The 18,916-nt window shown below is 72.2% G+C and carries 15 protein-coding genes; 7 read left to right on the top strand and 8 right to left on the bottom strand.

Annotated features, from left to right (window positions below; all coding sequences use genetic code 11):
• The first annotated feature begins 21 nt into the window (after positions 1–21).
• On the top strand, positions 22–834 hold the full coding sequence (locus ACR80Q_RS15970) for an exodeoxyribonuclease III (protein WP_435378631.1): 813 nt from the start codon (positions 22–24) through the stop codon (positions 832–834).
• A complete protein-coding gene (locus ACR80Q_RS15965; protein ID WP_435378630.1) occupies positions 831–1,814 on the top strand; it encodes a DUF368 domain-containing protein in 984 nt (327 codons plus the stop codon). Before ACR80Q_RS15970 ends, ACR80Q_RS15965 begins: the two co-directional genes overlap by 4 nt.
• Positions 1,815–1,909: 95 nt before the next feature.
• Here the strand turns inward: ACR80Q_RS15965 and ACR80Q_RS15960 are convergent, their stop codons facing one another.
• From ACR80Q_RS15960 to clpB, 3 genes are all read right to left on the bottom strand, one after another.
• The gene (locus ACR80Q_RS15960; RefSeq protein ID WP_435378629.1) at positions 1,910–3,460 is read right to left on the bottom strand and encodes a M20/M25/M40 family metallo-hydrolase; all 1,551 of its coding nucleotides are present in this window, start codon (positions 3,458–3,460) and stop codon (positions 1,910–1,912) included.
• Between the two features lie 105 nt (positions 3,461–3,565).
• Positions 3,566–5,059 (bottom strand): sugar porter family MFS transporter, encoded by a 1,494-nt coding sequence (locus ACR80Q_RS15955; RefSeq protein WP_435378628.1) that lies wholly within the window; start codon positions 5,057–5,059, stop codon positions 3,566–3,568.
• Positions 5,060–5,150: 91 nt separating this feature from the next.
• A complete protein-coding gene (gene clpB / locus ACR80Q_RS15950; protein ID WP_435378627.1) occupies positions 5,151–7,766 on the bottom strand; it encodes an ATP-dependent chaperone ClpB in 2,616 nt (871 codons plus the stop codon).
• A gap of 202 nt (positions 7,767–7,968) precedes the next feature.
• Here clpB and ACR80Q_RS15945 point away from each other — a divergent pair, with 202 nt between their 5' ends.
• Positions 7,969–8,709, top strand: a complete 741-nt coding sequence (locus ACR80Q_RS15945; RefSeq protein WP_435378660.1) for an HAD-IIA family hydrolase — start codon at positions 7,969–7,971, stop codon at positions 8,707–8,709.
• A 141-nt stretch (positions 8,710–8,850) separates the two neighbouring features.
• Positions 8,851–10,383 (top strand): alanine/glycine:cation symporter family protein, encoded by a 1,533-nt coding sequence (locus ACR80Q_RS15940; RefSeq protein WP_435378626.1) that lies wholly within the window; start codon positions 8,851–8,853, stop codon positions 10,381–10,383.
• Positions 10,384–10,460: 77 nt separating this feature from the next.
• Here ACR80Q_RS15940 and ACR80Q_RS15935 read toward each other — a convergent pair whose 3' ends face one another.
• The 5 genes from ACR80Q_RS15935 to dnaK all read right to left on the bottom strand — a co-directional run bounded on the left by ACR80Q_RS15935 (position 10,461) and on the right by dnaK (position 15,803).
• Positions 10,461–10,889, bottom strand: coding sequence for a heat shock protein transcriptional repressor HspR (locus ACR80Q_RS15935; RefSeq protein WP_435378625.1), 429 nt, complete (start codon positions 10,887–10,889; stop codon positions 10,461–10,463).
• On the bottom strand, positions 10,886–11,938 hold the full coding sequence (locus tag ACR80Q_RS15930; RefSeq protein WP_435378624.1) for a DnaJ C-terminal domain-containing protein: 1,053 nt from the start codon (positions 11,936–11,938) through the stop codon (positions 10,886–10,888). Before ACR80Q_RS15930 ends, ACR80Q_RS15935 begins: the two co-directional genes overlap by 4 nt.
• Positions 11,939–12,029: 91 nt before the next feature.
• The gene (locus ACR80Q_RS15925) at positions 12,030–13,250 is read right to left on the bottom strand and encodes an EAL and HDOD domain-containing protein (RefSeq protein ID WP_435378623.1); all 1,221 of its coding nucleotides are present in this window, start codon (positions 13,248–13,250) and stop codon (positions 12,030–12,032) included.
• Between the two features lie 37 nt (positions 13,251–13,287).
• A complete protein-coding gene (gene grpE, locus ACR80Q_RS15920; RefSeq protein ID WP_435378622.1) occupies positions 13,288–13,941 on the bottom strand; it encodes a nucleotide exchange factor GrpE in 654 nt (217 codons plus the stop codon).
• Positions 13,938–15,803: a molecular chaperone DnaK gene (dnaK, locus tag ACR80Q_RS15915; protein WP_435378621.1), complete on the bottom strand. Its 1,866-nt coding sequence runs from the start codon at positions 15,801–15,803 to the stop codon at positions 13,938–13,940. The genes grpE and dnaK overlap by 4 nt, the downstream gene beginning before the upstream one ends.
• A gap of 187 nt (positions 15,804–15,990) precedes the next feature.
• Here dnaK and ACR80Q_RS15910 point away from each other — a divergent pair, with 187 nt between their 5' ends.
• The 3 genes from ACR80Q_RS15910 to ACR80Q_RS15900 all read left to right on the top strand — a co-directional run bounded on the left by ACR80Q_RS15910 (position 15,991) and on the right by ACR80Q_RS15900 (position 18,913).
• Complete coding sequence (locus ACR80Q_RS15910) at positions 15,991–16,302, top strand: DUF4235 domain-containing protein (protein WP_435378620.1); 312 nt, start codon at positions 15,991–15,993, stop codon at positions 16,300–16,302.
• 55 nt (positions 16,303–16,357) lie between these two features.
• A complete protein-coding gene (locus tag ACR80Q_RS15905; RefSeq protein WP_435378619.1) occupies positions 16,358–16,504 on the top strand; it encodes a hypothetical protein in 147 nt (48 codons plus the stop codon).
• A gap of 126 nt (positions 16,505–16,630) precedes the next feature.
• Positions 16,631–18,913: a (Fe-S)-binding protein gene (locus ACR80Q_RS15900; protein ID WP_435378618.1), complete on the top strand. Its 2,283-nt coding sequence runs from the start codon at positions 16,631–16,633 to the stop codon at positions 18,911–18,913.
• The last annotated feature ends 3 nt before the right edge of the window (positions 18,914–18,916 follow it).

Genomic DNA, 18,916 nt, shown 5'->3' with positions numbered 1-18,916 from the left:
GGCGTGGCCTACGGTGGCCGGGTGCGACTGGCCACCTGGAACGTCAACTCCCTCCGCTCCCGGCTCGAGCGGGTGGTGGAGTGGCTCGGCACCGCCGACGTCGACGTCGTCGCCCTGCAGGAGACCAAGGTGGCCGACGACAAGTTCCCGGTGATGGCGTTCGAGGCCGCCGGGTACGAGGTCGCCTACCACGGGCTCAACCAGTGGAACGGGGTCGCGGTCGTGTCCCGCGTCGGTCTCAGCGACGTCGAGGTGGGCTTCCCCGGTGCCCCCGGGTTCGGCGACCCGGCCGTGACCGAGGCCCGCGCGATGGGCGCCACCTGCGGCGGCGTGCGCCTGTGGAGCCTCTACGTGCCCAACGGCCGCACCGTCGCCGACCCGCACTACGCCTACAAGCTGGAGTGGCTGAAGGCGCTGCGCGCGGCGGCCGCGGGCTGGACCGCGGCGGCCCCGGACCAGCCGTTGGCCCTGGTCGGCGACTGGAACATCGCCCCGACCGACGACGACGTCTGGGACCCGGCGGTGTTCACCGACACCCACGTCACCCCGGCCGAGCGGGGCGCGCTGCAGGCGTTCGTCGACGACGGGTTCACCGACGTCGTGCTGCCCGTCACCGGGCCGGGGGTGTTCAGCTACTGGGACTACCAGCAGCTCGCGTTCCCCAAGAAGCGCGGCCTGCGCATCGACCTGGTGCTGGGCAACGAGGCCTTCGCGAGGCGGGTCACGCACGCCTTCGTCGACCGTGAGCAGCGCAAGCCCAAGGGCTCGACCACGGGTCAGGGGCCCAGCGACCACGCCCCCGTCGTCGTCGAGCTGGACGGCGGCGCCGCGTGAGCGACGGGTCCGACGACGCCGTGGCACGCCCCACCCCCGCCGACCGCGGCGGACGCACCGACCTGTCGTACCCGGCCCGGCTGCCCGGTTACCTGGCCAGCGGCGCGCTGGTCGGCTGCGCGGAGGTCGTCCCGGGCGTCTCCGGCGGGACGCTGGCGCTGGTGCTCGGCCTGTACGAGCGCATCATCACCGGGGTCGACCACTTCGTCCGGGGCGCCCTGGCCCTGGTCCGACCGGGCAAGGGGTGGGCCGTCACCAAGGCCGAGATGGGCCAGGTCCACTGGTCGGTCCTGCTGCCCGTGCTGGTCGGGATGGTCGCCGCCGTCGTGCTGGCCGCCGCCGCCATCGAGCCGTTGCTGGAGGACTACCCGGTCGGCATGCGGGGGCTGTTCTTCGGCTTCATCGCCGCCTCCGTCGCGGTGCCGCTGCGGATGGCCGACCGGATGAAGGGGCTGCGCGACTGGGCGGTCCTGGCCGGGGCCGCGGTCTTCGCGTTCGTCCTCACCGGCCTGCCGCCGTCGCAGCAGGGCGACCCGAACCTGCTGCTGGTCGGACTGGCCGCGGCGGTGGCGGTGTGCGCGCTGGTGCTGCCCGGGGTCAGCGGGTCGTTCTTCCTGCTCAGCATCGGCCTGTACGACACCACGATCGGGGCGGTCAACGACCGCGACCTGGTCTACCTGGGCGTGTTCGCGCTGGGCGCGATCATCGGCCTGGGCAGCTTCGTCCGGGTCGTCCGGTGGTTGCTGCACCGCCACCGTCACGTCACGCTGCTGGCGATGGCCGGCCTGATGGTCGGGTCGCTGCGGGCGCTGTGGCCGTGGCAGACCGAGGACCGCGGCCTGCTCGCGCCGTCCGGCGGCCTCGAGGGCATCGGCGGGGTCGTCGTCATCGCCCTGCTCGGGGCCATCGCGGTCGGAACGCTGAGCGCCCTCGACGCCCGGCTCAGCCGCAAGGCCGAGCTGCTCGACCCCACGCCCTGACCCGCCCACCGGCACGGGGCCCGCGAGCGCGGGTGCGCTCGCGGGCCCGTCCGGTGCCGTGGCCGTCCGACGTCGCCGCCAGGACCGGCCCGCCCTCACGGGGTGAGGAAGGTGCCCTCGGGGCCGGCCGGGGCCGGGATCAGGAAGCGGCCCGGGACACGACGTCCCTCGACCCCGTTGACCTCCTCGGTCGAGTGGGCGTACCGGAACACCGCGAAGGCGACCGCGTCGGCGTTGATCTCCAGGGCGTCGAGATTCAGGTTGCTGATGTCGTCGCACGGCGTGTGATAGCAGGGGTCGAAGAGCGCCCCCGCGGTGCCACCCCAGATCGCGGCCTGCTCCGGCGTCTTGACACCGTCCGCACCGGTGAACAGCCCGCCGGACGGGATGTCGTTGAGGATGAACGCCTGGTAGTCGCTACGACCGCTGAACTCGGAGTCGTCGTAGGGTTCTCCGCTCAGCGTGAAGAAGGACTCGAAGGCCTTCTCGATCGCCTGCGAACCGTCAGGGATCGGGATGCCGGCGGGGGCGGGGAAGCTCGACTCGTCGGCGTCGTAGACCCCGAGGTAGTGGTTCGGGGAGCCGATCATGTCGAAGTTCAGGTACAGCGCGATCTCGTCGAGCTCGGCCTGCGTCCGCTGGCCCACCCACTCGGTAGAGCCGAACAGCCCGAGCTCCTCGGCTCCCCAGAAGGCGAGGCGCACCGTGTTCTGGGGCTTGGACCTAGCCATCATCTGGCCGACCTCCAGCAGGGCCGCCACCCCGGTAGCGGTGTCGCTGATGCCGGGTGCGCCGGGCGCGGAGTCCAGGTGCGACCCTGCGATGACCACGTTGTCGTCCGTGCGCCCGGCCAGCTCGGCGATCACGTTGACGGACTCGACGTCGAACAGGTCGACCTGCACGCGGGCGGTGGAGCCGGGGGCGGCCAACGCCTGACCGGCGGCGAAGCTGGTCCCGACGACGGGGATGTCGACGACGTCCGCGCCGCCGAGCGTGGCATTGAGGACGTTGTTGCGGTCCTCGGCGTCGGTGTCACCCTGGTTGAACAGGACGACCGCGGACGCCCCGGCCGCCTCGGCGTTGAGGGCCTTGACGGAGAACGGGCAGGTGCCGCGCTGCAGGAGCGCGATGGCGCCCGCCGGGAACCCGGCGAAGTCCGAGGCCTCGCACCCGCTGCTGTTGGCGCGCGGCGGCGTCAGGTTGACGTCGACGGGGACGACGGCAGCCGTGACGTCACCCTCACCGGTGCCGGTGGCGGCGAACTGGTCGTAGGTGGCGCTCACCGGTGACAGCTGGTGCAGCTGCGACTCGACGCCCGGGTAGGTGAACGGCACGAGCTCCGTCTGCCAGCCGTAGGACTCGAGCTCGTCGACCACGTAGTCGACGCTGGCGTCGAACCCCGGTGTCTGGTCGGCGCGGTCGCCGCCGTTGTCGTCCGCGATGGCCTGGAACGCCTCCAGGTGCTCCATCACCCCGTCCAGGGTGATGCAGTCGAGCAGGTTGCTGTAGGTCAGGTTGGCGCGGTTGTCGCAGGCCCGGCCCGCCGGCGCGGCAGCAGCCGGAAGCGCGACGACCGACGCCGCGACCAACGAACCGGCGGTGACGGCGACGGCTCCGAGCCGCCATGGACGAGTGCTCCGATGCATCTGGGTTCCTCTCCCCGTAGTCCCGAGAACCGGAACGTAGTCCCGAATGACCCGCAGCAGAAGCATTCGTCTTGAATCAGGGCATCCGGGTAGGAAGTTCCGGTTTCAACCGGTCGGGACGGAGTCCTTCCGGGGTGTCCGACCGGTCGCGCCGGTCATGTCCTCGAGCTCCTGACCCTTGGTCTCGCGCACCTGGGTGGCGACGAACAGCCCCGACAGGACGGCGAACACCGCGTAGCCGCCGTAGGTGACCGACAGGCCCGCGTTCTGCGACAGCCACGGGAACGACGTGCTGACCGCGAAGTTGGCCAGCCACTGCGCCGCGGCGGCGACGGCCAGGGCGGGGGCGCGCAGCTTGTTGGGGAACATCTCGCCCAGGAGCACCCAGACGACCGGGCCCCACGACACCCCGAACCCGACGACGAACACGTTGGCCGCGACCAGGGCCACGGTCGACCACGGCTCGGCCAGGCTGACGTCGTCGCCGGTCCCGGTCGCCTGCGAGAAGCAGACGGCCATCGTGGCCAGCGCGACCCCCATCGCCGTGGAGCCGACGAGCAGCAGCGGGCGGCGCCCGATCTTGTCCACCAGCATGATCGCGACGATCGTCACGGCGACGTTGGTCACGGACGTGATGACCGTGATGGTGAGGGCGTCGGACTCCTCGAAGCCGACGGAGCGCCACAGCGTCGTGGAGTAGTAGAAGATCACGTTGATCCCGACCAGCTGCTGGAACAGCGACAGGAAGATGCCGACCCAGACGATGGGCTTGAGGCCCAGCCGGTCGCCCTGCAGGTTGCGGAGGCCGACCAGCTTCTCGCCCTTGAGCGAGTTCTTGATGGCGGTGATGCGCTCGCGGGCGTTCTCGCGGCTCATCAGCTTCTGCAGCACCTCACGGGCCCGGCTCTCCTCGCCGCGGGCCACCAGGAACCGCGGCGACTCCGGGATGGTGAGCGCGAGCAGGCCGTAGGCGACCGCGGGGACGGTCTCGGCGAGGAACATCCAGCGCCACGCCGTCAGACCCAGCCACGACTGCTCGGCCGCGCCGCCGGCGGCCTGGGCGATGAACGCGTCGGACAGCAGGGCCACGAAGATGCCGGTGACGATGGCGAGCTGCTGCAGCGAGGCGAGCCGGCCGCGGATCTCGGCCGGCGCGATCTCGGCGATGTAGGCGGGGGCGATGACGGAGGCGACCCCGACGCCGAGCCCACCGATGACGCGCCAGAAGATCAGGTCCCACACGCCGAGCGCCAGGCCGGAGCCGATGGCGCTGGCCAGGAACAGCACGGCGGCGGCGATCATGACCGGCTGACGGCCGAACCGGTCGGCGGCGCTGCCCGCGAACCACGCGCCTGCCGCGCAGCCCAGCAGGGCGCTGGACACCGCGAACCCGCTCAGCCCGGCGGACAGCTCGAAGTCGGCCGACATGGCGTCGACCGCGCCGTTGATGACGGCGGTGTCGAACCCGAACAGGAACCCGCCGATGGCGGCGACCACCGAGATGAGGATCGCGTGCGCGGTGTGGTTGCCGCCCTCGGTGCTCGTGCCGGCGCCGCTGCGGGCGCCGCCGGCCGGACTGCTGCCGCTGGGACCAGCCATCGTCGGACTCCTTCGTCGCGGTCACGGGCACGGAGGCGCCCGTGGGGTCGGGTACCCCTGGGCCCGCCCGCCGAAACGACTCCCCGACCCCTCAGGCCTCGACCGTCGCCACCGGCAGCACGCTGAGCCCGTCCCGGGTGCCGTCCGCCCCCACGGTCACGTCCACCACGACCGTGTCCCCGTCGGCGATCTGGCCCGCGAGCAGCTCGCGCGCCAGCCGGTCGCCGATCTCGCGCTGCACCAGCCGGCGCAGCGGGCGTGCCCCGTAGGCCGGGTCGTACCCGGTCAGCGCCAGCCACTCCCGGGCCGCGTCGCTCACCTGCAGCCGCAGCCGGCGTTCCGCGAGCCGACGGGCCAGGGCGTCGACGTGCAGGTCGACGATCCCGCCCAGCTGGTCGATGCTCAGCGGGTCGAAGACGACGATCTCGTCGAGCCGGTTGACGAACTCCGGCTTGAACGCCCGCCGCACGGCGTCCATCACCGCGGCGCGACGGTCCTCCGACGACGCCGTGGTGTCCATCAGGGCGACCGAGCCCAGGTTGGACGTCAGCACCAGGATCACGTTGCGGAAGTCGACGGTCCGGCCCTGGCCGTCGGTGAGGCGGCCGTCGTCGAGCACCTGCAGCAGGACGTCGAACACCTCGGGGTGGGCCTTCTCGACCTCGTCCAGCAGGATCACCGAGTAGGGCCGACGACGGACCGCCTCGGTCAGCTGGCCGCCGGACTCGTAGCCGACGTAGCCGGGGGGCGCCCCGACCAGCCGGGACACCGAGTGCCGCTCGCCGTACTCGCTCATGTCGATGCGGACCATGGCCCGCTCGTCGTCGAACAGGAAGTCCGCCAGCGACTTGGCCAGCTCGGTCTTGCCGACCCCGGTCGGGCCCAGGAACAGGAACGACCCGGTCGGGCGGTCGGGGTCGCTGATGCCGGCGCGGGAGCGACGCACGGCGTCCGACACCGCCCGGACGGCCTCCTGCTGCCCGATCAGGCGCCGACCGAGGACCTGCTCCATGTGCAGCAGCTTCTCGGTCTCGCCCTCGAGCAGCCGACCGGTGGGGATGCCGGTCCAGGCCGCGACCACCTCGGCGATGTCGTCGGCGCCGACGCTCGCGTTGACCATCCGGTCGGGGTCGCCCGCGGCGACCGCCCCGCCGGCCTCGGCCGTGGCCAGGGCCTTCTCGACCTCGGGGATCTCGCCGTACAGGAGCCGGCTGGCGGTCTCGAGGTCGTTGTCCCGCTGGGCGATCTCGGCCTGGACGGTCAGCTCCTCGATGCGCTGCTTGAGGTCGCCGACAGCGGTGAGGGACCCCTTCTCGGCGTCCCACCGCATCTGCAGCGCCCTCAGCCGCTCCTCGGCGTCGGCCAGCTCGGCCTCCAGGCGATCCAGCCGCTCGACCGAGGCGGCGTCGCTCTCCTTCTGCAGCGCGAGCTCCTCCATCTTCATCCGGTCCACCGCGCGGCGGAGCTCGTCGATCTCGACGGGCGAGGACTGGATCTCCATGTTGAGCCGCGACGCGGCCTCGTCCATCAGGTCGATGGCCTTGTCGGGCAGCTGCCGGCCGGGGATGTACCGGTCGGACAGCATGGCGGCGGCCACCAGCGCCGCGTCGGAGATCTCGACCTTGTGGTGCGCCTCGTAGCGGCCCTTGAGCCCGCGCAGGATGGCGATGGTGTCCTCGGGGCTGGGCTCGCCGACCAGCACCTGCTGGAACCGGCGCTCCAGGGCGGCGTCCTTCTCGATGTGCTGGCGGTACTCGTCCAGCGTGGTCGCCCCGACCAGCCGGAGCGCGCCCCGGGCCAGCAGCGGCTTGAGCATGTTGGACGCGTCCATCGACCCCTCGGCCGCGCCCGCGCCGACCACGGTGTGCAGCTCGTCGATGAACGTGACGACCTGCCCCTCGGCCGCCTGGATCTCGGCCAGGACGGCCTTGAGCCGCTCCTCGAACTCACCGCGGTACTTGGCCCCGGCGACCATCGCGCCCAGGTCGAGGGAGATGAGCCGCTTGTCGCGCAGGGACTCCGGCACGTCCCCGGACACGATCCGCTGGGCCAGGCCCTCCACGACGGCGGTCTTGCCCACCCCGGGCTCGCCGATCAGCACGGGGTTGTTCTTGGTCCGACGGCTCAGCACCTGCACCACCCGGCGGATCTCGGCGTCGCGGCCGATCACGGGGTCGAGACGGCCCTCGCGGGCGTCGGCCGTCAGGTCACGGCCGTACTTCTGCAGCGCGTCGTTGGTCGCCTCGGGGTCGGCGCTGGTCACCGGCCCGGGACCGCGCACCCCCGGCAGCGCGGCCAGCAGCCCGTCCCGGGTGACGCCCACCGCACCCAGGGCCTTGCCGGCCGGACCGTGGTCCGCGGCGAGGGCCAGCAGCAGGTGCTCGGTGGACACGAACGCGTCGTCCAGCGCCCGGGCCTCGTCCCCCGCGGTGGACAGCACCGTGTGCGTGCCCCGCGCCACCCGCGGCTCGGACACCGAGTCACCGGAGGCGCTGGGCAACCCGGAGACCAGCGTGTCGACGCGGGAGCGCAGCGAGCCCGCGTCCACGCCCACCGCCTCGAGGAGGCCGGCCGGGACGCCGCCCCGGTCCACCAGCAGCGCCTGCAGCAGGTGGGCGGGCTCGACGAACGGGTTGCCGCCGGTGGTCGCGCGGTGCACGGCCGTGGACAGCGCCTCCTGGCTGCGGGTCGTGAGCTTCAGGTCCACGTGGCCTCCTCGGTAGTTGAGCCTTCAGGACTCAATGATGAGAGTTGAGTCGATGGGAGTCAATTCCGCCCACCCGTACGCTCCTGCCATGACACCTCGCACGGACGAGATCATCGCGGAGCGGGCCGAGACGGCCGAGACGGTCAAGGACGCCGGTCTCGAGGAGGGCGAGGACTTCGAGTCCCGCGCGTGGCTGACCGACATGGACGGGGTCCTGGTCAGCGAGGGCAAGGCCATCGCCGGGGCGGCGGAGTTCGTCAGCGCCCTGCGCTCGGCCGACCGCCCGTTCCTGGTGCTGACCAACAACTCCATCTGGACCGCGCGGGACCTGTCGGCCCGGCTGCACCACATGGGGCTGGAGATCCTCGAGGACGAGATCTGGACCTCGGCGCTGGCCACGGCCACGTTCCTGTCCGACCAGCGACCGGGCGGCACGGCCTTCGTGGTCGGTGAGGCCGGGCTGACCTCGGCACTGCACGACGCAGGCTTCGTGCTCACCGACAGCGACCCGGACTACGTGGTGCTGGGCGAGACCCGGACCTACTCCTTCGAGGCGATCACCAAGGCCATCCGGATGATCGAGGGGGGCGCCCGGTTCATCGCGACCAACCCGGACACCACCGGACCGTCGCCCGAGGGCCCGCTGCCCGCCTGCGGCGCCGTGGCCGAGCTGATCGCGGCCGCCACCGGCAAGCGGCCCTACGTCGTGGGCAAGCCCAACCCCATGATGTTCCGCTACGCCATGAACATGATCGGCGCCCACTCCGAGACCACGACCATGGTCGGCGACCGGATGGACACCGACGTCATCTCCGGCATGGAGGCCGGTCTGCGAACGGTCCTGGTGCTGAGCGGGGTCACCCAGGCCGCCGACATCGAGCGGTACCCGTTCCGCCCCAGCCTGGTCCGGGGCTCGGTCGCGGAGCTCGTCGACCTGGTCTGATCCGCGGGGCGGCCCGTCGCGGCGGGCCCGAGCGACCGTCGGATCGTTACGGCTCGGTTGTGGTGCACGACACACGGCGCGGACTACGGTTCCCGGGACCTTGCTACCAGCGCCCCACGTCCACCCCCCGCGAGGAGCCGCATGTCCAGCGTCGTACCCACCGGAGTCATCTCGGACGTCGAGGGGGCGATCGACGGGGCGTTCACCCCGCTGTCCGATGCCGTCGGCGGCGTCATCTTCTACCCCGTCACCATCGCGGGGTCGTCGTTCCCCTGGATCGTCGCCTGGCTGATCATCGGTGCCGTCGTGTTCACGATCGGGTACCGGTTCATCCAGTTCCGCGGCTTCGGGCACGCGGTCGCGCTGGCCCGTGGGGGCTACGACGACCCGGACGACCCGGGTGAGGTCACCCACTTCCAGGCCCTGACCGCCGCGGTGTCCGGCACCGTGGGCCTCGGCAACATCGCCGGCGTCGCGGTCGCGGTGTCCATCGGTGGCCCGGGCGCGACGTTCTGGATGATCGTCGCCGGCCTGCTGGGCATGGCCACCAAGTTCGTCGAGTGCACCCTCGGCGTCGCGTTCCGTGAGGAGCACGAGGACGGCACCGTCACCGGCGGTCCGTTCCGCTACCTCAAGGTGGCCTTCGCCAAGCTGAGGATCCCGGTCCTCCCGTCGATCCTCGTGGGCGTGTACGCCATCGCGATCCTCGCCTTCGGCCTGGCCGGCGGCAACATGTTCCAGGCCAACCAGATGTTCGCGCAGGTGCAGAACGTGACCGGCGGTGACGACGGCGTGCTGGGCGGGCCGGGCGCCTCGCTGATCTTCGGCGTCGTCGTTGCGGTCGTCGTGGGCCTGGTGATCCTCGGCGGGATCCAGTCCATCGCCAAGGTGACCAGCCGACTGGTCCCCGCCATGGCGATCGTCTACGTCCTGGGCTGCCTCACCGTGATCGGTTTCAACGCCGCCGACATCCCCGGCGCCATGGGCGAGATCGTCACCGGCGCCTTCAACCCCGAGGGCGTCGCCGGCGGCGTGCTCGGAGTCATGATCGTCGGCTTCCAGCGGGCGGCCTTCTCCAACGAGGCCGGCCTCGGCTCGGCCGCCATCGCCCACAGCGCGGTCAAGACCAAGCGCCCGGTCACCGAGGGCTTCGTCGCCCTGCTCGAGCCCTTCATCGACACCGTCATCATCTGCACCATGACGGCCCTGGCCATCGTCATCGCCCGGCCGGAGTCCTGGCTGAACGCCCGCGAGGCCTACGCCGCCGGTGAGAGCCCGAACCCCGACGGCGTGGTGCTGACCAGCGACGCGTTCGCCACCGTGATCCCGTGGTTCCCGATCGTGCTCGCCGTGGCCGTGGTGCTGTTCGCCTTCTCGACGCTGATCACGTGGTCGTACTACACGCTCAAGGCGTGGACCACCCTGTTCGGCCGCAGCACGGTGAGCGAGCTCGTCTTCAAGGTCATCTACTGCGTCTTCATCGTGATCGGCACGGTGCTGACGTTCAGCGCCGTGCTCAACTTCGCCGACGCGATGCTCTTCGTCTGCGCCCTGATCAACATCTTCGGGCTGTACCTGCTCATGCCCGAGGTGTCCAGGATGCTGCGGGAGTACCAGGCGGACCGCAGGAGCGGCGTCGTCCGTCCGATCAAGGACCGCGACCCGGTCGCCTGAGCCGGCCCGCCGCACGCAGCAGGCCCGGTCCCCCGTGGGGGCCGGGCCTGCTGCGTCGACCGTGACGGGTCCGGCGCTCAGTCCCGCCGGCCGGGGCTCCACACCACGAGCGCCGTGGAGAGCCGCCGCCGCTGCGGCCGCCGACCCGGCGCCAGGGCGACGATGTCGCCCGCCGACCCGGCCGCGAACACACGGTCGGCGGCCTCACGGGTGCTGCGCAGCTCCTCGCGGGTCTCGGCGAGCGCGCCGCGCAGCTGGCGCGTCTCCTCCTCCAGCTCGAGGATGCGCCGGATGCCGGCGAGGTTGACGCCCTCCTCCTGCGACAGCCGCTGGACCTCGCGGAGCCGTTCGATGTCCTCGTCGGTGTAGCGACGCCCACCACCGGAGGTCCGGGTCGGGATGACGAGACCCTCGCGGTCGTACTGGCGCAGCGTCTGCGGGTGCATGCCCGCCAGCTCGGCCGCGACCGAGATCACGTAGGCGCGACGCAGCACCCGCTCGCTCATGTCGTCGTACCCACCCGGGCCCGGGACTGCTCCGCGGCCGCCAGCAGGCCCGCGCGCGGGTCGGCGTCCCCCTCGGCGGCCTGCAGCGCCTCGAGCGCCGCCCGGGCGGACGACGACAGCTTCTGCGGCACGACCACGGTGACGGTGGCCAGCACGTCGGTGGCCACACCCTTGACGGTGGGGCCGCGGCCCTTGAGCCGGAAGGTACGACCCGAGGGCGTGCCGGCCGGGACCTTGAGCCGGGCGACGCCCTCCAGGGTGGGCACGGCCACGGTGCCGCCGAGGGCGGCCTCGGCGAACGTGACGGGGACCGTGACCTTGAGCGACGTGCCGTCCCAGGCGAACACCTCGTCGGGCTCCACGCGCACGGTCACCAGCAGGTCGCCGGGTCCGGCCGACCCGCGGGCCCCCTTGCCCCGCACGCGCACCTTCTGCGCGTCGCGCACGCCCCCGGGCAGCCGGGCGTGCACCGATCGCGCGCCGGCCTGCGGGTCGAGCACCTGGACGTCGACCTCGGCGCCGTTCAGGGCCTGGGCCAGGCTGATGCGGGCCGTGGCCGCCAGGTCACGGCCCTTCTCCGGCCCGCGGGTCGGCGCGCCGCTGAACCCGCCGCCACCCTGCTGACCGAGCAGGTCCGCCAGCAGGTCGTCGAACTCCGCCGAGCCCTCGCGGCTGCGGCGTGAGCCGGCCCGCGCCCGGCCGGCCGACGGCGCGCCCCGCCCCGCGCCCGCGCCGAACATGCCGCCGAACAGGTCCTCGAACCCGGCGCCGCCACCACCGGGGGTACCCGCGCCGGCCGTGAAGCGGGCACCGGAGCGCATGGCCCGGACGGCGTCGTACTGCTGGCGCTTCTCGGGGTCGGACAGCACCGAGTAGGCCTCGCCGACCTCCTTGAACCGCCGCTCCGACGCCGGGTCGCCCGCGTTGGCGTCCGGGTGGTGCTTGCGCGCGAGGGATCGGTAGGCCTTCTTGATGGCAGCCTCGTCCGCCCCCTTGGGCACGCCGAGGACGGCGTAGAAGTCCTTCTCGAGCCAGTCCTGTCCAGTCATGATGCGGTCAGGGTGCAAGGTTGCGTCGAGGCGTGTCAAGTTTGCTCGACGGCGGGCACCCCTTCGGCGACGTGCCCGCCACCCGTGCGGCTCAGCTGTGCAAGGCCTTGGCGGTCTCGAGGGCGTCGCGCAGCGCCTCGAGGTACACACGCGAGACGTCGAACGGGACGAAGCCGTTCGCGACCACGGCCGTCGGGTTGGCCCGCTCGTGACCGACGACGGCCCGCAGGGTGGCCCCGACCGGGCCCTCGCCCCGCAGCACGGCGTCGGCGATGGAGGGGTCGACCCCGCTGGAGCGGACCGTGTGGGCCGGGTCGGCACCGAGCACCTCGGCGACCGCGGACAGCAGGCCCGCGGTGTAGGCCACGTCCGGCCGCGTCGGCGACAGCCGGGCGCAGGCACCGGCCCGGGCCAGCATGGTGACGACGTGCTCCGCCGGCATCCGCGAGGACCCGCCCAGCACCATGAGCACGACCCAGGCGCTCAGCTTGCGCGGGCCGAGCAGCACGACGGCCTGCTGCACCGACCGGACGGGCCTGCCCACCCCGGCGGGGCTGCCCGCCATGCGCAGCACGCGCATCGCGAGCCCGGGGTCGGAGGCCACCAGACGCTCCTGCTCCTCGACGTCGGCGTCGCTGGCCAGGGCGCCCAGCAGCCGCAGGCACACCACGTCGGAGGGGGTCATCACCGCCGCGCTGACGGTCTGCGGGCGGTCGAGCAGGAACCCCTGCAGCAGGTCGGCCCCGGCCGCACGCGCCAGGGCGGCGTCGGCGTGGGTCTCGATGCGCTCCACCACCACGAGGACGCCCGGTCGCAGCTCGCGGGCCCGGGCGACCAGGTCCCCCAGGCCGTCGCGGTCGACGGCGGCGAGGTCGATCTTGACCAGGTCGCACAACCGGACCAGGGGGTCGCGCTCCGGCGAGCCGTCCCAGTCGTCGGCCGCGACCCGGTAGCCGGCGGCGCGCAACCGGGCGATGCCCTCCAGCACGGCCTCGTCGAGCACGACGTGCTCGAGCACCTCGACGACGATCTGGCCCGGCGCGTCGGGCAGGGCGATGTCGCCGACGAGGAACGCGCGGGTGACGTTGAGGAACAGCGGTCGGGAGCCGGCGATGTCGGCCACCCCGAAGTCGCCGAACACCGAGCTGATGACCTGCGCCGTGGCGCCCTCGTGGTCGGCCTCGCTGCGCAGCGAGTCGATCGGGAGCTGACGGAACAGCAGCTCGTAGGCCTCCAGGCCACCGCCTGCGCGGTAGATGCCCTGCCTGCCGACGAGGACCGTGCTCAGGTCGGTGGAGATGTCGACGGTCACACGGTTCTCCTCGGCAGGCAGGCACCCGGCCTTTACGTCACTGCGGGCTGGCCACCGCAACGCGCGCCGGGCGGAGCACACGATCACCGCTGCGGTAACCGCGCTGCAGCACCTGGGTGCAGGTCGGCTCGTCCACCTGGGTGGCCCCGTCGTGGAGCAGGGCCTCGTGCAGCGCGGGGTCGAACGGCTCGCCGACCTCGCCGAACGGCTCCAGGCCGATCCGTCGCAGGATGCCGTCGAGCTTGTCGGCGACCGCGGCGAACGGGCCCACGAGGTCGCCGTGGGTGCGCGCGCCGTCGATGTCGTCGAGCACCGGGAGCAGGGCGGACAGCACCCCGGTCCGGCCCTCCGCGCCGGCCACCTCGCGGTCACGCTCGACCCGCCGGCGGTAGTTGACGAACTCGGCGCGCTCGCGCTGGAGGTCGGCGAGGCGTGCCTCCGCCAGCGCCAGGGCGTCGGCCAGCGGGTCCGACCCGCCGGCCGCGCCGGTCAGGTCGGCCTCCTGGGCGACGCCTGCCATGGCGGCGTCGACCTCGTCGGCCACGCGCTGCAGGTCGTCGGCCCCGGCGCCGGGCAGGTCGCTGCCCGGCTCGGTGCGCGGCGCGTCGTCAGGCCCGGGGCGGTCGCCGCCCGACGCGCCGGCCTGGTCCTGGCCACCGGTCGGGTCCTGGTCGTGGGTGGGGTCCGTCACTTGCGCTCGTCCTCGTCCACGACCTCGGCGTCCACCACGTCGTCGTCGGAGGCGGCAGGCTGCTCGTCGGAGCCGTCGCCGCCCTCGTTCGCGGCGGCCTGCTCGTTGGCCGCGTACATCGCAGCGCCCAGCTTCTGGCTGGAGCTGCTGACGGCCTCGACCTTGGTCTTGACGTCCGCGACCGGGGTCGCGGGGTCCTCCAGGGCCTTCTTGAGGTCGGCCAGCGCGGTGTCGACCTCCTCGCGCTCGCCGGCCGGGACCTTGTCGGTGTTCTCGGCGAGGAACTTCTCGGTCTGGAACACCAGCGCCTCGGCCTGGTTGCGGGTCTCGGCCTCCTCGCGGCGCGTGCGGTCCTCCTCCGCGTGCTCCTCGGCCTCGCGCACCATCCGGTCGATCTCGTCCTTGGGCAGCGCCGAGCCGCCCGAGATCGTCATGGACTGCTCCTTGCCGGTGCCGCGGTCCTTGGCGTTGACGTGGACGATGCCGTTGGCGTCGATGTCGAAGGTCACCTCGACCTGCGGGACACCACGCGGCGCCGGGGCGATGCCGGTCAGCTCGAAGGTGCCCAGCGGCTTGTTGTGCTGGGCCAGCTCACGCTCGCCCTGGAACACCTGGATGAGCACGGACGGCTGGTTGTCGTCGGCCGTGGTGAAGACCTCGGAGCGCTTGGTGGGGATGGCCGTGTTGCGCTCGATGAGCTTGGTCATCAGGCCGCCCTTGGTCTCGATGCCCAGGCTCAGCGGCGTGACGTCGATGAGCAGGACGTCCTTGCGGTCGCCCTTGAGGACACCGGCCTGCAGGGCCGCGCCCAGCGCGACGACCTCGTCCGGGTTGACGCCCTTGTTGGGCTCCTTGCCGCCCGTGAGCTCCTTGACCAGTGCGGTCACGGCCGGCATCCGGGTCGAGCCGCCGACCAGCACCACGTGGGCGATGTCGGACAGCGAGACGCCGGCGTCCTTGATGACCTGCTGGAACGGGGCCTTCGTGCGCTCGAGCAGGCTCGCGGTCATCTGCTCGAACTGCGCCCGGGTCAGCTGCTCGTCCAGGTGGACGGGGCCGTTCTCGGTCATCGACAGGTACTGCAGCGAGATGCTGGTGCTCGTGGAGCTGGACAGCTCCTTCTTGGCCTGCTCGGCGGCCTCGGACAGCCGCTGCATGGCGATCTTGTCCTTGGACAGGTCGACGCCGGTCGACATCTTGACCTTGGCCAGCAGGTGGTCGACGACGGCGGAGTCCCAGTCGTCGCCGCCGAGGCGGTTGTCACCGGAGGTCGAACGGACCTGGATGGTCGAGAAGCCGTCCTCGTCCTTGCCCACCTCGAGGAGGGAGACGTCGAACGTCCCGCCGCCCAGGTCGAAGACGAGGATGTTCTCGTCCTCCTTGCCCTTCTCCAGCCCGTAGGCCAGCGCCGCGGCGGTGGGCTCGTTGATGATGCGCAGGACGGTGAGGCCCGCGACCTCGCCGGCCTCCTTGGTGGCCTGGCGCTCGGCGTCGTTGAAGTACGCCGGGACGGTGATGACGGCGTCGGTGACGGGCTCGCCCAGGTAGGCCTCGGCGTCACGCTTGAGCTTCTGCAGGACGCGGGCGCTGATCTCCTGCGGGGTGTACGTCTTGTCGTCGATGGCCGTCGACCAGTCGGTGCCCATGTGGCGCTTGACGGAGCGGATGGTGCGCTCGACGTTGGTGACGGCCTGGCGCTTGGCGATCTCGCCGACGAGGACGTCGCCGTTCTTGGCGAACGCGACGACGGACGGCGTCGTACGCCCGCCCTCGGCGTTCGCGATGACGCTCGGCTCGCCGCCGTCGAGGACGGCGACCACCGAGTTGGTGGTGCCCAGGTCGATACCGACTGCACGGCCCATGTGGGTTGTTCTCCTTCGTCTGCGGGTACGACCCGCGCGGTCACGCGGGTGCTTCCTGTGGTCCAGGGTCGGCCTTGAGCCCCCAGGTGTCAAGTTGAGAAGACCGTTCTTGAGCCTACTCGACTCAACTACGACGCCGGGGAGACTGGTGTTGCCCTGCACCCACCCACCGGGCAGGGTCGACCCCATGCCCACTCCCGTGTGGAAGCTCGCGTCCATCCTGTTCCGGGTCATCGCCCTGGCGGTGGTCAACAAGGCCCTGCTGGCCACCTGGAAGGCCGTGACCGGCCACGAGGCCCCCGAGGAGCCCGAGAGCCCCGAGGTCCGGGCGTTCGAGGCCATCCTCTTCGCCGCGATCAGCGGCGCCCTGGTGGCGACGGTGCGGACCGTCGCCACGCGCAAGGTGGCGGCCCGCGCCCAGAAGAAGGGCAAGGACCTGCCCGAGGCGTTGGAGACGCCGTACACCGGCGACGCCCGCACCCCGAGGCGGCGGCGATGACCCCCCGCAGCAGCACGACGGACGAGGTCCGGGTCGAGGTCCAGGAGGTGGCCCCGTGCTGAGGTTCCTCCGGGGTCGGACCGCGGACGGGCAGGTCTCGCCGGGGGCCAAGCTGGTCGCCGTGCTGATCATCGTGGGCATGCTCGCCGTGGCAGCGCCGTTCCTCTTCGTCGCCCTGAGCTGGCTCCTCTCGCTGCTGTGACGACCGCCTGGTGACCAGCGGGTGACGAGGGTCCGCCGCGGTACCCGCACCGACGCGGTTACCGACGGGTAACATCGGGCGGCAGAGGCCGGCAGAGGGAGAGAGCTCGACGTGGAGCAGTCACAGGTGTTGCAGACGGTCGCGCTGGTCGTGGTCGTCGCGGTGAGCGTCACGGGGGTCGCGCTGTTCGCGGCGACCATCGGGCGGATGGTGGCCGTGCTGGGCACCGGTCAGGCCGACCGCTCCCGTACGGACCACCTGGGCACCCGGCTGGTCACCTCGGTCCGCGAGATCGTCGGTCACACCCGGATGCTGCGCCGTCCTGTGGTCGGGGCGGCCCACTGGTTCGTGATGGTGGGCTTCGTCGCCCTGATCGGCACCCTGGTCACCGCCTACGGCCAGGTCGGCGACCCCGGCTTCGTGCTGCCGGTGATCGGGCACTTCCCGCCCTACGAGTGGGCCGTCGAGACCATCGCCTGGCTCACCCTGCTCGGGATCCTCACCCTGGTCGTGGTCCGGCAGGTCCAGGGGCCCCGCTCGTCCGGGCGGTGGAGCCGCTTCTACCGCTCGACCACGTGGCAGGCGTACTACGTCGAGGCCACCATCGTCGGCATCGCCGTCTGCGTGCTGGCCCTGCGGGCGCTGGAGTACGCCTACGAGGCCGCGGTCGGCGCGAGCACCGCCACGACGCTGCACTACCCGTTGACGGCGTGGCTCGGCGAGGGCCTGACGGGGCTGTCGCTCGGCACGCTCGGTGCGGCGATCGTGGTGGTCGCCACCGTCAAGATCGTGGTGTCGATGGCGTGGTTCGTGGTCATCGGGCTCACCCCGACCATGGGCGTCGCCTGGCACCGGTTCACGGCCCCGTTCAACGTGTTCCTCCAGCGCCACGCCGACGGCCGGACCAGCCTGGGCGCGCTGCAGCCGATCATGGTCGACGGCACCCCGGTCGACCTGGAGAACGCCGACGAGCTGGACGAGGACGCCGCCCTGGGCGTGGGCAAGGCGCAGGACCTGACCTGGAAGAACCTGCTCGACCTGACGACGTGCACCGAGTGCGGCCGCTGCCAGGACCAGTGCCCCGCGTGGCAGACCGAGAAGCCGCTGAGCCCCAAGCTGCTCATCACGGCGCTGCGCACCCGGGCCTACGACGACGCGCCGTACCTGCTGGCCGGTGAGGCCGCCCCGCAGCGACCCCTGGTGGGTGAGGTCGCCGGTGGCGGGGACTACGTCGGCCCCGGCGGGGCCCAGCGTCGGGGTGGGCCGTCCGCGGCCGAGGTCCACGCGGACGTCCTGTCCAACGCCTTCCTGTCCAGCGCCGCCCTGACCGAGGACGTGCTGTGGTCGTGCACGACCTGCGGCGCCTGCGTCGAGCAGTGCCCGGTCGACATCGAGCACGTCGACACCATCGTCGACATGCGCCGGCACCAGGTGCTGCTGGAGTCCGCGTTCCCGAGCGAGCTCAACGGCCTGTTCGGCAACCTCGAGAAGCGGCAGAACCCGTGGGGCGTCGCGGCCAAGGCCCGGATGGACTGGGCCAAGGACCTGCCGTTCCCGGTGCCCGTGGTCGGGGGCGGCGGGGCGGACGACCCGGCGGACCTGTCGGGCGTGGACTACCTGTTCTGGGTGGGCTGCGCCGGCGCGTTCGAGGACCGGGCCAAGAAGACGACCCGCGCCGTCGCCGAGCTGCTGCACCACGCCGGCGTGAGCTTCGCGGTGCTCGGTCCGGGAGAGGCCTGCACGGGCGACCCGGCCCGACGCGCGGGCAACGAGTTCCTGTTCCAGATGCTCGCGGCGCAGAACGTCGAGACGCTGTCCGAGGTGGGGACCACCGCCGGCGGCGGCCGCACCAAGGTGGTCGTCACCTGCCCCCACTGCTTCAACACCCTGGGCAACGAGTACCCGCAGCTCGGCACCGACCTGGACGTCGTGCACCACACCCAGCTGCTCAACCGCCTGGTCCGCGAGAAGCGGCTGACGCCGGTGTCGGCCCCGACGGCCGAGCGACGCGACGTCACCTACCACGACCCCTGCTACCTGGGCCGTCACAACGGGGTCTACGCCCCGCCGCGTGAGCTCATCGAGGCCAGCGGGACGACCCTCACCGAGATGCCCCGCAACAGCGAGACCAGCTTCTGCTGCGGTGCGGGCGGCGCGCGGATGTGGATGGAGGAGAAGCTCGGCACCCGGATCAACATGAACCGGACCGAGGAGGCCGTGGCCACCGGGGCCGCCGCCATCGCCGTCGGCTGCCCGTTCTGCCGCGTCATGCTGTCCGACGGGTTGACCAGCCTGCAGAGCGAGCAGAAGGCGCCGGAGGCGACCGAGGTGCTCGACGTCGCGCAGCTGCTGCTGGAGGCCGTGAACCGCGGCCGGACCCGGGCCCCCCAGGCGGCCGGTCAGGCCTGAGGC

This window comes from Aquipuribacter aurantiacus (assembly GCF_051216895.1).
Taxonomy (GTDB): Bacteria; Actinomycetota; Actinomycetes; order Actinomycetales; family JBBAYJ01; genus Aquipuribacter.
This window is presented reverse-complemented; position numbering and strand designations above follow the sequence as displayed.